This window comes from Methyloversatilis sp. XJ19-13, from assembly GCF_024580155.1.
Classification (GTDB): domain Bacteria; phylum Pseudomonadota; class Gammaproteobacteria; order Burkholderiales; family Rhodocyclaceae; genus Methyloversatilis.
Genome location: NZ_JANINH010000003.1, coordinates 101452 through 114763, shown reverse-complemented (window position 1 = coordinate 114763; position 13312 = coordinate 101452). Strand labels below are relative to the sequence as shown.

The following is a 13312-nucleotide window of genomic DNA, read 5'->3' as shown; positions in this document are numbered from 1 at the left end:
ATGGACGCAGCGCGTCCGGCGGCAACGGGTGCCCGCGCGGCACCCGTTGTCTTTCTGACCGGCGCATCGAGCGGCATCGGCGAAGCGCTGGCCCGCCATTACGCCGCGGAGGGCGCCACGCTCGGCCTGGTGGCGCGGCGGGCGGCGCAGCTCGATGCGCTGGCTGCCAGCCTGCCCGGACAGCATTTCACCTTTGCCGCCGACGTGCGCGACGCCGCCGCGCTGCAGGCGGCGGCCGAATCCTTCATGCAGCAGGCCGGCGTGCCGGACATCGTCATCGGCAACGCCGGCGTATCGGTCGGCACATTGACCGGCGAGCAGGAGGACCTGCCGGCATTCGAAACCGTGTTCGACATCAACGTTCTGGGGCTGGTGCGCACCTTCGCACCCTTCGTGAAACCGATGCAGGCGCGGCGCAGCGGTGCGCTGGTCGGCATCGCCTCGGTCGCCGGCATCCGCGGACTGCCGGGCGCCGGCGCCTACTGCGCGTCCAAGTCTGCGGCGATCACTTATCTGGAAAGTCTGCGGGTGGAACTGCGCGGCAGCGGCGTGAAGGTACAGACGATCTGCCCCGGCTACATCGACACGCCGATGACCGCCATCAACCCCTACCCGATGCCCTTCCTTCTCAGCGCCGACGAAGCCGCCCCGCGCTTCGCCCGTGTCATCGCACGCGGCACGTCCTACGCAGTCGTGCCCTGGCAGATGGGCGTGGTGGCCAGGCTGCTGCGCCTGCTGCCCGACCCGGTATTCGACTTCGCGTTCGCAAAGGCCGGCCGCAAACCGCGGGGCACGCTGTAGGACAGATGCAAGTTACAAGTTTCAAGATGCAAGGAAGGGCGGCGCCCACTTGAATCTTGCATCTGCGGTCAGCCGTCATGCCTTCGCGAACGCAGCCTTCGCCCGCGCCAGCGTCTGCGCCACGTCATCCTCGCTGTGCGCACCCGACACAAAACCGGCTTCGAACGCCGACGGTGCCAGATAGACGCCGGCATCGAGCATGGCGTGGAAGAAGCGGTTGAAGCGTTCGCGGTCGGACTGCATCACTTCGGCGTAGCTGGCCGGCGCCGCGTCGCGGAAATACAGGCCGAACATGCCGCCGACGGACTGCGCTGAAAACGGCACGCCTGCTTCGCGGGCCGCGGCGACCATGCCGTCGGTGAATTGCTTCGTGCGGGCGGCGAGCCGGTCATGGAAGCCGGGTACGTCGATCAGCTCCAGCGTCTTCAGACCCGCCGCCACGGCGACCGGGTTCCCGGACAGCGTGCCGGCCTGATACACGGCGCCGATCGGCGCGATGGCGGCCATGATGTCGCGTCGGCCGCCGAAGGCGCCGACCGGCATGCCGCCGCCGATCACCTTGCCCAGCGTGGTCAGATCGGGCGTGATGCCGAACAGGCCCTGAGCGCCGACCGGACCGACGCGGAAACCGGTCATCACCTCATCGAAGATCAGCACCGCACCATATTGTGTACACAGCGCGCGCATTGCATCGAGGAAGGCGCGCGTCGGCACGATGAGGTTCATGTTGCCGACCACCGGCTCGACGATGACGCAGGCGATGCGCTCGCCGTGGTTGCGGAAGCAATCTTCCAGTTGCTGCGGGTCGTTGTAGTCGAGCACCAGCGTGTGCTTGGCGAAGTCGGCCGGTACGCCGCCCGAACTCGGATTGCCGAAGGTGAGCGCACCGGAGCCGGCCTTGACCAGCAGGCTGTCGGCGTGGCCGTGATAGCAGCCTTCGAACTTGACGATGGTGTCGCGGCCGGTGAAGCCGCGGGCGAGGCGGATCGCACTCATCGTCGCTTCGGTGCCGGAACTGACCAGGCGCACCTGTTCGATCGACGGCACGCGGGCGCACAGCAGTTCGGCCATCAGGATTTCGCCTTCGGTCGGCGCACCGAAGGACAGGCCGCCCACCGCGGCCTCCTGCACGGCCCGGATCACGTCCGGGTGTGCATGACCCAGGATCGCCGGCCCCCAGGAACCCACATAATCGATGTACTCGACGCCATCGGCGTCCCACAGCCGGCTGCCCACGCCGCGCGTAAAGAAGCGCGGCGTGCCGCCGACCGAGCGGAAGGCCCGGACCGGTGAATTGACGCCGCCCGGAATGCTGCGCTGGGCGCGTTCGAAAAGTTGCTCGTTGCGGGTGGTCATGGCGATTCCTTCAGAAAAGCTGCGCATAGGCACGTGCCCGCGCGGAAATATCGGTTGCGTCGAACAGATCGGACACCACGGCGAGCAGATCGGCTCCGGCTTCGATCAGCAGCGGTGCCCGATCCAGCGTGATGCCGCCGATGGCGCAGCGGGCAATGCCCAGATCGGCCACTTCGGCGAAGCGCGCAGGGTCGGCGACCGGCGCAGCGGGTTTGGTTGTCGATGCAAACATCGCGCCGAAGGCCACGTAATCGGCGCCGGCACGCCGGGCCTCGCGCGCCAGCCCGGCATCGTTGTAGCAGGACACGCCGATCAGCGCCGCCGGACCCAGCCGCCGGCGGGCCGCCGCCGGATCGCCGTCGTCGCGGCCGACGTGCACGCCGTCGGCGCCGACTTCGTGCGCCAGTTCGACATCATCGTTGACGATGAAGCGCGTTCCGCAGACGGTGGTGATGGCTCGCAGCGCACGGGCGTCGGCCAGACGGCACGTGGCGTCTGATGATTTGTTGCGGTACTGCAGCAGCACGGCACCGCCGGCACAGGCGGCCTCGGCAGCGCGGTAGAGCGCAGAGCCGGTGAGGGTTTCGGGTGTCACCGCGTAGAGGCCGCGCATGGGACATCGGTCGGCAGCCATCGTCTAGTCGTCGCTGCCGTCGTCTGCGTCCATATTGCTGTTGCGCGTCCAGAAAAAGCGGTCAGGCAGGTACTGGCCCATGCCGGGCCGGAACCCGTTGACCAGCGTACGCCACGTATATTCCTGCGCCGCCTGCACGGCTGCGCCGACGTCCAGACCCTGCGCCAGCCAGGCCGCCACGGCCGACGCGAGCGTACAACCCGACCCGTGATAGCTGCCCGGCAGTCGGTCCCATTCGTCGCGCCGGATCACGCCGCCATGGCCGTACAGCACGTTGCTGACGCGCAGTGTCGATTCGTGGGTACCGGTCAGCAGCACATGCCCGCAGCCGGCCGCGATCAGCAGCCGGGCACACTCGTCGAGCGCGAGCGGGTCCTGTCGGCTGTCCGGGTCGTCGTCTCCGTCCTCGTCGTCTTCATCGTCTCCGAACTGCGCCAGCCGGCGCGCTTCAAGGCTGTTCGGCGTCAGCACCGTGGTCAGCGGCAGCAGCAATTCCTGCAGCGCGATCACCATTTCCTCGTCGGCCAGCTCGTCACCGCGGCCGGATGACAGCACTGGATCGAACACCACCGGCAGATGCGGGTAATCGGAAATGATTTCGGCGATGGCGGCGATGTTCTCCACGCTGCCCATGACGCCGATCTTGAATGCCGATACCGGCACATCCGACAGCAGCACGCGCGCCTGGTCGACCACCAGGTCGTCGTCCATCGGCACGATTTCCTCGACGCCGGTGGTGTCCTGCACGGTGACGGCCGTCACCACGCCGAGCGGATGGCAGCCGAGCGCCGACAGCGTCATCAGATCGGCCTGCATGCCGGCGCCACCGGTGGGGTCGGTGGCGGAAAAACACATGACAAGAGGCGGATGCGCCCGCACATCACGATTGACCATAAAGCGCGCGCCCGGATTGTCGTTACAGAAGGTTAATTACGGTAATATCGATTCGATTCTAACAAACCATACTGCCATGAGTTCCACAGTCACGGCCGAATTCCAGAGTTACATGTGTCTCATTTGCGGCTTCATCTACGACGAAGCCGCCGGTCTGCCGGGAGAGGGTATCGCGCCCGGCACGCGTTGGGCGGACGTACCGCCCAACTGGACCTGTCCGGAGTGCAGCGCACGCAAGGACGACTTTGAAATGGTCCAGATCTGACCAGCCGACGGCCGTTTCCGCAGCGGGCGACCCGCGTCGCTTTCTGACGGCGCACGGCACAACATCGCGGCATCGATCGTCGCGCACAAGAACGGGAGAGCATCTTGGCTGAATCGGGTGGCAGTGCCGGCGTCAAGGTGATGGTGATCGACGACAGCAACACCATCCGCCGCAGTGCCGAAATCTTTCTTGTCCAGGCGGGATATCAGGTCGTCCTCGCGGAAGACGGCTTCGATGCACTGTCGAAGATCAGCGACCATCATCCGCAGGTGATCTTCTGCGACATCATGATGCCGCGTCTCGACGGTTATCAGACCTGCGCACTCATCAAGAAGAACCCGAGGTTTGCCGCTACTCCTGTCGTGATGCTTTCTTCGCGCGACGGTCTGTTCGACCGCGCACGCGGCCGGATGGTCGGCTCGGACGAATACCTCACCAAACCTTTCACCAAGGACAGCCTGCTGCAGGCAGTGTCGCGTCACGCGCGCAACGGCGCTGACTGACCTGCCGGCGCTTACCGAACGCGGAGCCACAATGGCCATCAAGCGCATCATGGTGGTGGACGACTCGCCCACCGAACGCCATGTACTGAACGACTTCCTGACCCGCAAGGGCTTCGAGGTCATCATCGCCGAGAACGGCGAGCAGGCCATCGAGAAAGCCAAGGCTGAAAAGCCCGACCTCATCCTGATGGACGTCGTGATGCCCGGCGTCAATGGCTACCAGGCAACGCGCACCATCACGCGCGAAGACAGTACGCGCGACATCCCGGTCATCATGTGCACCAGCAAGGATCTGCCGACCGACCGCATCTGGGGCATGCGACAGGGCGCGCTCGACTACATGGTCAAGCCGGTCAATCTCGAAGAACTGCTGGGCCGCATCCAGCAGCTGGGCGCGGCGGGCAATGATGGCTAGGACGTCGCTGCGCGAATTCGAGGAAGAGCTGGCCCGGAAGCTGTCCGACACTTCAGGGCAGACGAGCGCGCGTGCGCTGCTCGGCGTGCAGGCGGGCGATGAATGGTGGCTGGTCGATCTGGCCGAATCCGGCGAAATCCTTCCGGTGCCCGCACTGACGCCGGTGCCGCTGACCCGCAGCTGGCTGCGCGGTATCGCGAATGTGCGCGGCCTGCTCTACGCGGTGAATGACTTTGCCGCGTTTCAGGGTGGCGCATCGACCGGCGTGGCCGGCGAAACCCGGCTGCTGCTGCCGCACGCCAAATTCGGGACCAACAGCGCGCTGCTGGTGTCCCGCGTGCTCGGCCTGCGCGCACTCGAAGATTTTGAAAGCGCTGATACCGGTCAGGCAGACGCCCGGCCCTGGGTGTCTGCCCGGCTGGTCGACACCCAGGGCCGCGTGTGGCTGCGGCTGGATCCGCGGCGCCTGTACGCAGACCCCGGCTTTGCCGACGTGGCGGCCTGAACCGCATGCCGGCCCTGCTCGCGAGTTATCCCGCTTCCGGCTGCCGCCGCTCACCCGGCGATGCATCGGGCCATGCTTTCGTTGTCGCTGTTCCGGACTGGCCGCTGCTCCAGTCTCCTGCCTTTCTCCCCAAGCAACGTAGTCCCCGAGGAAAGTCCCGATGGCGTTGAACATTCCTGGACTGAAGTCCGCTGCGCAGGCCGGCAGCGACCACGCGCCGTCGAATCCGGTGGATGCTGCGGGATTCCTGCGCGGCCGCCTGCCGCTGATCGGCCACCTGCCGCTCGGCCAGCAGGTGCGGGCGCTGGCCGTGATCTTCCTGCTGTTCATTGCGCTGGCTGCGGTACTGGTGTGGCAGGACTGGCGCGGCACGCGGCAAAACGCGGCCCACATCCATGCCGCAGGTCAGTTGCGCACGCTGATGCAGGGGGTGACTCAATCAGCGCCGCAGGTATTGGCCGGACAGGCCAGTGCGCTGGGCGAGATTTCGTCCGCTCGCGCAGCGGTTACGGCGCTGCTCGACACATTGAACCGTGGCGGCGAGGCGGACGGCGTGGCGCTGCCGCCCGCCCGCGGCGCCGCAAAGGATGCGCTGCAGCAGATCGACGCCGCGTGGAGCGGCCAGGACCGCAATGCGGCCCTGCTGCTTGGCCAGCAGAAAACCCTGCTTGCGCTTGGCGAAGCCGGCCGCGCGCTCGATGCTGCTGCAACACCGATGATGGCCGCGCTCGGTCGCATCGCTGCCCAGCGTGGCGCACGCGACGGCGGGCTCAGCCTGTTGTTCGCCGGCAGCGTCGGTCAGGTCCGGGCGGCGATCCATGCGCTGACGTCAACCACGCCGACGTCAGCCGATACGCTCGACACGCTTCAGCGCGCCCTGCCCGTGCTGCTCGACACCGCAGCCCAACTCGAACAAAGCGCCGAGGGCGAGCCGCGTGAGGCCTTTGTGCGGGCGCACAACGAACTGGTGCCGAACCTGACCGCGCTGGTTACGGCGCTGGACAAGCCAGCCGACCTGCTCGCCGCACGTGCCGCGGGCCTCTGGCTGATCGGCGGCGCTGCGGCGCTGGCGAGCCCGACCGATGCGCTGGCCGCAGTTTATTCGGCACAACGCGAAGACCGTGCGCTGCGTGCGCTCGGCGCCGCGCTCTGCGTGCTGCTTGCCTTGGTCAGCGTGTTCCTGATGGTGCGCGCGTACAACGAAGACCAGCACCGGCAGCGCATTCTCGTCGAGGGCTCGCGCGAGGAAGCGAAACGCGAGAAGGACACGACCCAGCAGGCCATCCTGCGCCTGATGAACGAAATGGGCGACCTGGCGGACGGCGACCTGACGGTGCGCGCGACGGTTTCGGAAGACATCACCGGCGCCATCGCCGACTCGGTCAACTACACCATCGAGGAACTTTCGGTGCTGGTGAAGCGGATCAACGACGCGGCCGGACGCGTGGCGGAAGCGTCGGAGTCCGCACAGCGCATTTCGACCCAGTTGCTGACGGCCGCGGAGCGGCAGTCGCGCGAAGTGACCGAGTCCGGCCAGTCGGTGCTGGCCATGGCGAAATCGATGAATGCGGTGTCGGAAGAGGCCACCCGCTCGGCGCAGGTGGCGCGCCAGTCGCTGGCAGCAGCCCAGAACGGCTCGAACGCGGTGTCGAATTCGATCCGCGGCATGAACGACATCCGCGACCAGATTCAGGAAACATCGAAGCGCATCAAGCGCCTCGGCGAGTCGTCGCAGGAGATCAGCGAGATCGTCGAACTGATTTCCGACATTACCGAACAGACCAACGTGCTGGCGCTGAATGCCGCCATTCAGGCCGCGGGCGCCGGCGAGGCCGGGCGCGGCTTCACCGTGGTGGCCGAAGAGGTGCAGCGGCTGGCCGAACGGTCGGGCGAGGCGACCAAGCAGATCGCGGCGATTGTCCGCACCATCCAGACCGACACCCAGGACGCGGTCGCCGCGATGGAAAACTCGACCCGGGGGGTGGTCGAGGGTGCGCGCCTGTCCGATGCGGCCGGTCAGGCGCTGGACGAAATTTCTACCGTATCGACCGAACTGACCGAACTGATCGAAGCGATTTCGTCGTCGGCGCAGGTGCAGGCAGAACAGGCGACCCGGGTGGCGCACGGCATGCAGGGCATCCTGCGCATCACCGAACAGACCACGGTCGGCACCAAGCAGACGGCACTTTCCATCGGACAGCTGGCCGATCTGGCGGCTGAACTCAAAGGCTCGGTCGCGGGCTTCAAGGTATGAACACGACGCCTTCCACCCATCAGGATCTGGGCCCGCTGATCTGGGTCCGCGGTGAAATCGATCTGGCGCTGATCCGTGCATCCGAAGCACTCGGCAACGAAGATCATCAGGCGGGTGCCGAGCCGCTCAGGTTCGCGCAGACCCATCTGCACCAGGCGCGCGGCGCGCTGGCGATCGTCGGTCTAGACGGCCTGACCCATTTCTGCGACGCGCTCGAACAGTTGTTCGCCGACTGGCACGCTGGCCGGCTGGCCAGCAGCCGGGGCGCTGCATCGCTCGCCCAGCGCGCCATTGCGTCGGTGCGCGGTCATCTCGACGAACTGGTTGCAGGTGGCGCAGACCAGCCGATGCGGCTGATGCCGCTGTATCGCGACCTGATGGCGCTGCGCGGCGAAACGGTGGTGGTGCCGTCCGAGCTGTTCTTCCCCGACCTCACCTTGCGGCCGCCGACGCCGGCCCAGCCGGCACCGCAACTGTCTCCACTCGACCGCGCGCGCGCGCTGCGTGCCGCGCGCAGCCAGTTCGAACGTGGCCTGCTGCGTTTCCTGCGCGACGATCGCGAAGGACTGCCGCAGATGCGTCAGGCCATCGGTGCCATCGAACAGATGCAGTCGGTCCCGGCCACGCGCGCCTTCTGGTGGGTGTGCGGTGCGCTGACCGACGGTCTTGCACAGGGCGCCATTCGCGGCGATTTCTTCATCAAGCGACTGTGCGCACGCATGGACGTGCAGATGCGCCGCCTGCTCGAAGGCTCTCGCGGCGTGGCTGAACGGCTGATGCGCGATTCGCTGTACTTCATCGCCACCGCCGAACAGATGACGCCGCACATTCGTCAGGTGCGCGATACCTATCAGCTCGACGCACTGCTGGCACCCGGCGACACCGCCGGCCACGACGACTTCGGCACCCTGCGTCCGGCGCTGGCCGCGCTGCGCGAATCGCTTGGCCAGGGCAAGGATGCATGGACACGTTTTTCGTCCGGGGCGGCGGTCGGCCTGCCGCAATTTCATGAACAATGCGAAGCCGTGGTCGCCGCGGCGGGCCGCGTCGGTCAGCCGGATCTGGCGCGCCTCGCTGCCGCGCTGCTCGACCTTGGCCAGTGGCTGCGCCGCGATCCATTGCAGCACACCGAAAACCTGGCGATGGAAGTCGCCACCGCGCTGCTGGTGATGGACGCACTGGTCGAACAATTCAGCCGCGCGCAGAGCGAAGACCTGCCGAGCCAGGTCGACACGCTGATCGACCGTCTCGCGCGAGCGCGCCGCGGTGAAGCGCTGCCGGCGATGCAGATCCCGCTGTTCGACGAAATGTCGCGCCGCGCGCAGGAACGGCTGTTCATGGGTCAGGTGGCACGCGAAATCATGGCCAGCCTGGCCGATGTCGAACAGCAGCTCGACGGCTACTTCCGCGATCCCTCGCGCGCGGCCGAACTGGCGGCGCTGGCCGGCCCGCTGAAGCAGATCGACGGCGCCCTCAACATGCTGGGGCAGGACGCCGCCGTATCGCTGGTGCGTCGCGCAGCGGCGCAGATCGCCGACATGGCGAAGCCGGAACATGAAATCGTGGAAGGCGAGTTCGAAGCCCTTGCGCACCAGCTCTCCGGCCTGGGCTTCTTTGTCGACAAGCTGCAGTACGGCCCGGCCGACCTCGACCTGATCCTGAACCCGCGCAGTGCGGCGCAGGACGCCGCCGAAGCCGGCGAAGGCGCAAGCGTGGAGTCGGAACTTGCGAACCGACGCGAGAAAGCGGCTCAGCTGCTCGACCGGCTGTCGCACGGCGGCGCCGACGAGCACACGCGCGACGAACTGCGTCAGGCACTCGAAACCATCCGGCAGGACGCCAAACTGCTCGCCGATGAAAAGCTCGAGCAGCGCGCCACCGAAGCCCTCGCCGCACTCAAGGCCGGCGAGGCGGTACCCGATGCCGCTATCGCCGACGCGGTGCAGGGCATCGGCCAGACGCCGCACGAGTCGCTCGCGCCGTCGGCCGATACGGTGCGTCTGGCCGAAGCCAGCCAGGAGGATTTCGACGCCGAACTGCTCGAAATCTTCATCGAGGAAGCGCGCGAAGTGCTGGACACGATGGCATCGAGCACCGATGCCGCCCGCCTGCAGCCGCACAGCCAGGACCTGCTGACCACGCTGCGACGTGGCTTCCATACGCTCAAGGGCAGCGGTCGCATGGTCGGCCTGCGCGATCTGGGCGAGGCGGCGTTTGCGGTCGAGCAGGTCATGAACCGCTGGCTGGGCAGCGAACGCGACGGCACACCGGAACTGTTCGACCTGCTCGATGGCGCGCGCATGCTGTTCGCTGGCTGGGTTGACCGGCTGTCACAGGGCGATACCCGCTCGCCTGAGCACGATTGGCTGCAGCCGGCCTGCGACGCGATACAGACGCACGACACAGAGCCCGCTGCCGCGCCGGCCGCCGAAGCGCTGGCTGAAGACGCCGCCCCGGGCGCAGCCGTTGCGGGCAGCGACCTCGACCTGGACATCGACTTCGATTTCGATCTGGAGGCGGACATGCCGGCCGCCGAGCCGGTCACCGCCGGTGCCTTCGAGCCCGACACCGGCCTCGATTCGGTGACCAACATCGTCGCGCTGGACGCACCGCTGGACGCCACGGGCGGCGATGTCGACCTCGAACTCGATTTCGACCTCGATGCACCGGGCGTCGACCTGACGCCGCCGGAAAGCACGCTGGACATCACGTCCGACATCGACGCCGAAGAGCGCGCACTCGATGCCGGCGCCGACAGCACGCTGTTCGACCTGTTCCTCGCCGAGGCGCGTGGTCACGTCGCCACGTTGCGGCGCGAACTGACGCGACTGCACATCAACCCGTCACTGCGCCCGAGCCAGGACAGCCTGCTCGCCGCGCATACGCTGGGCGGCATTTCGCTCACCGTCAGTCAGGAAGACATCAGCGCGCTGGCGCGCTCGCTCGAACATGCACTGCTGCGCTGCGAAGCCCGCGGCGACGCGCCGCAAGCCGACCAGTCCGCGCTGCTGAACAGCGCCGCCAGCGCGCTGGAAGCCCAGGTTGCCGCCATCGGTTCGGGTGCGATCGCCACACCCGCACCGGAACTGATCGCACGGCTTGACGCGCTGTTCGGCGCAGCAACCGTCGTGCCCGGGACAGTCGAACTGCAGGTTCTTGAACTGCCGGGCATGGACATCATGCCGGCTAGCGGCATGCCGGAAGTGCTGGCGGAAGCGCCCGAGCCGATGCAACCCGGGGCTTCCTTCGACACTGCGGACGAAATGGCCGCCCCGTTCGAGCCCGCACTGGATATCGTAGCGGCCGACCTGCCGGCGGTGACCGCGTTCGAGAAGGTCGCGCTGCCGGACGAGTACGTGCTGGCCGGGACAGCCGGCAATGAAGCGCAGCCGTTCGAACTGGCACGCCTGCCATCAGCCCGCGCCGCCATGCCGGCCGAGAGCGCGCAGGCCTTCGTGGTGCCGGATGAAATCGATCATCAGTTGCTGCCGATCTTCATCGAGGAGGCCCATGACCTGCTGCGGGAAATCGGCAGCGAACTGCGCAGCTGGCGCGACGACACCGGCGCGCTGAGTGCTTCGGACGCATTGCGCCGACAATTGCATACGCTCAAGGGCAGTGCCCGTATGGCCGGCGTGATGCGCTTCGGCGATCTGGTGCACAGCATGGAGACGCTGATCGAGCAGCCTTGTGCGCCGGACGATCGCGCGCTGCTGCTCGACGAGCTCGACCTCGGCTATGACCGCTGCGAAGAACTGGTGGCGAAGCTGGAACGCGGCGAAGCGCTGACTCCGGAGACCGTGGCAGCCGAGGATGCGGTGGCCCCGACGTCCGCGGCCGAGGGCGATGCCGGCGCGCCGCGCGAGCGTCCGTCGGTGCGCGTGCGCTCCGACATGGTCGACCGCTTCGTCAATGAAGCCGGCGAAATGAGCATTGCACGCACCCGCATCGAAGGCGAGCTGCGCTCGCTGCGTGGCTCGCTGAATGACCTGACGGAAAACGTGCAGCGCCTGCGCAGCCAGCTGCGCGAGATCGAAATCCAGGCCGAGAGCCAGATGCAGTCGCGCATGGCAGCCGCCGAAGCACAGCACGAACAGTTCGACCCGCTCGAAATGGATCGCTTCACGCGCTTCCAGGAACTGTCGCGCATGATGGCCGAAAGCCTGTCCGACGTGACCACGGTGCAGTACAACCTGGTGCGCAACCTCGATGCGGCGGACACCGCCATCCAGTCGCAGGCGCGGCTGAACCGCGACCTGTCGCAGGCACTGATGTCGGTGCGCATGGTGCCGTTCTCGACCCTGGAAGACCGGCTGTACCGGGTGGCGCGCCAATCGGCCAAGGAAACCGGCAAGAAGGTCAATCTTGAACTGACCAACACGCGCATCGAACTCGACCGCGAAGTGCTGGAAAAGATGACCGGCCCGATCGAGCACCTGCTGCGCAACGCGGTGGCCCACGGCATCGAGCCGCGCGCGACACGTGAAGCGGCAGGCAAGTCGGAAACCGGCGAAATCGTCATTTCCCTGACCCAGCAAACCAACGAGGTCGTCATCGAACTGGTCGACGACGGTGGCGGGCTGGCATTCGAACGCATTCGTGCTCGCGCCGTCGAGCGCGGGCTGCTCGGCGCAGACGAGGAGGCCGACGAGCGGCGTCTGACCAGTCTCATTTTCGAGCCGGGCTTCTCGACTGCCGAACAACTTTCCGAACTGGCCGGCCGCGGCGTCGGCATGGATGTGGTGAGGAACGCCACGACCGCACTGGGCGGCCGCATCGAAACCACATCGGAAGCCGGCCGCGGTACGCGCTTCAGGCTGTCGCTGCCGATGACGCTGGCCGTGACCCAGTCACTGCTGGTGAGCAGCGGCGGCAAGACCTACGCCATTCCGTCTTCGATGGTGAAGCACGCGCACGAGCTGCGCGATGACGAAGCGGTTGATCTCCGTCTGGCCGGTGGTCAGGACTGGATGGACCACCACTACACCTATCATTACCTGCCCCGCCTGCTCGGCAATACCGAGGCCCAGCCGGGCACCGGCACCTGGCTGCTGCTGCTCGGTGCCGGCAACGAATTGATGGCGCTGGAGGCGGACGGACTGCGCGGCAACCAGGAAGTGGTCGTCAAGCCGGTCGGACCGCAGCTGTCACGGCTGGCCGGCATCGCCGGCGCCACCGTGCTGGCCGATGGCGAAGTCACGCTGATCATCAACCCGGTGTCGCTCGCTTCACGCATCGGACGCATGGCCGACCGACCCGACATCGTGCGCGCCGTGCCGGAAGTGCCGGAAGCGTTGCCGCCCCTGATCATGGTGGTGGATGATTCGCTGACCGTGCGCAAGGTAAGCAGCCGGCTGCTGGAACGCGAAGGCTACCGCGTCATCACGGCCAAGGATGGTATCGATGCGCTGGAAAAACTGGCCGACAAGCTGCCGGCAGTCATGCTCGTGGATATCGAAATGCCGCGCATGGACGGTTTCGAACTGACGCTGCAGGTGCGCGCCGACGCGCGCACGCGCGACATTCCCATCGTGATGATCACCTCGCGCATCGCCGAGAAGCATCAGGCCTATGCGCGTGAGATCGGTGTGAACGAGTATCTCGGCAAGCCTTACGACGAGGCCCACCTGCTGCAGCGGGTGGCAGACTTCACCGGCGGCAGCGGCCGCCGGTGAAGTTAAGGGC

General features: G+C 66.9%; 10 protein-coding genes. 7 read left to right on the top strand and 3 right to left on the bottom strand.

What is annotated here, in order from left to right:
- On the top strand, nucleotides 1-801 hold the full coding sequence (locus NMQ14_RS05115) for an SDR family oxidoreductase (protein ID WP_257094089.1): 801 nt from the start codon (nucleotides 1-3) through the stop codon (nucleotides 799-801).
- Nucleotides 802-876: 75 nt separating this feature from the next.
- On the opposite strand, the gene hemL is transcribed toward NMQ14_RS05115, so the two are convergent.
- The 3 genes from hemL to NMQ14_RS05100 are packed head-to-tail and all read right to left on the bottom strand — an operon-like array spanning nucleotide 877 to nucleotide 3646.
- Nucleotides 877-2157: a glutamate-1-semialdehyde 2,1-aminomutase gene (gene hemL, locus NMQ14_RS05110; RefSeq protein WP_257094087.1), complete on the bottom strand. Its 1281-nt coding sequence runs from the start codon at nucleotides 2155-2157 to the stop codon at nucleotides 877-879.
- A gap of 10 nt (nucleotides 2158-2167) precedes the next feature.
- Nucleotides 2168-2770 (bottom strand): thiamine phosphate synthase, encoded by a 603-nt coding sequence (gene thiE / locus NMQ14_RS05105; RefSeq protein ID WP_257094086.1) that lies wholly within the window; start codon nucleotides 2768-2770, stop codon nucleotides 2168-2170.
- Between the two features lie 24 nt (nucleotides 2771-2794).
- Complete coding sequence (locus NMQ14_RS05100; RefSeq protein ID WP_257094085.1) at nucleotides 2795-3646, bottom strand: hydroxymethylpyrimidine/phosphomethylpyrimidine kinase; 852 nt, start codon at nucleotides 3644-3646, stop codon at nucleotides 2795-2797.
- 115 nt (nucleotides 3647-3761) lie between these two features.
- Between NMQ14_RS05100 and NMQ14_RS05095 the strand changes: the two genes are divergently transcribed.
- The 6 genes from NMQ14_RS05095 to NMQ14_RS05070 all read left to right on the top strand — a co-directional run bounded on the left by NMQ14_RS05095 (nucleotide 3762) and on the right by NMQ14_RS05070 (nucleotide 13302).
- The gene (locus NMQ14_RS05095; RefSeq protein WP_257094084.1) at nucleotides 3762-3950 is read left to right on the top strand and encodes a rubredoxin; all 189 of its coding nucleotides are present in this window, start codon (nucleotides 3762-3764) and stop codon (nucleotides 3948-3950) included.
- Between the two features lie 104 nt (nucleotides 3951-4054).
- A complete protein-coding gene (locus NMQ14_RS05090; protein WP_083223978.1) occupies nucleotides 4055-4453 on the top strand; it encodes a PleD family two-component system response regulator in 399 nt (132 codons plus the stop codon).
- Between the two features lie 31 nt (nucleotides 4454-4484).
- A complete protein-coding gene (locus NMQ14_RS05085; RefSeq protein ID WP_069038734.1) occupies nucleotides 4485-4868 on the top strand; it encodes a PleD family two-component system response regulator in 384 nt (127 codons plus the stop codon).
- A complete protein-coding gene (locus tag NMQ14_RS05080; protein WP_257094083.1) occupies nucleotides 4858-5373 on the top strand; it encodes a chemotaxis protein CheW in 516 nt (171 codons plus the stop codon). The genes NMQ14_RS05085 and NMQ14_RS05080 overlap by 11 nt, the downstream gene beginning before the upstream one ends.
- A gap of 160 nt (nucleotides 5374-5533) precedes the next feature.
- On the top strand, nucleotides 5534-7627 hold the full coding sequence (locus NMQ14_RS05075; protein ID WP_257094082.1) for a methyl-accepting chemotaxis protein: 2094 nt from the start codon (nucleotides 5534-5536) through the stop codon (nucleotides 7625-7627).
- Nucleotides 7624-13302, top strand: a complete 5679-nt coding sequence (locus tag NMQ14_RS05070) for an Hpt domain-containing protein (RefSeq protein WP_257094081.1) — start codon at nucleotides 7624-7626, stop codon at nucleotides 13300-13302. The genes NMQ14_RS05075 and NMQ14_RS05070 overlap by 4 nt, the downstream gene beginning before the upstream one ends.
- Nucleotides 13303-13312 lie beyond the last annotated feature (10 nt).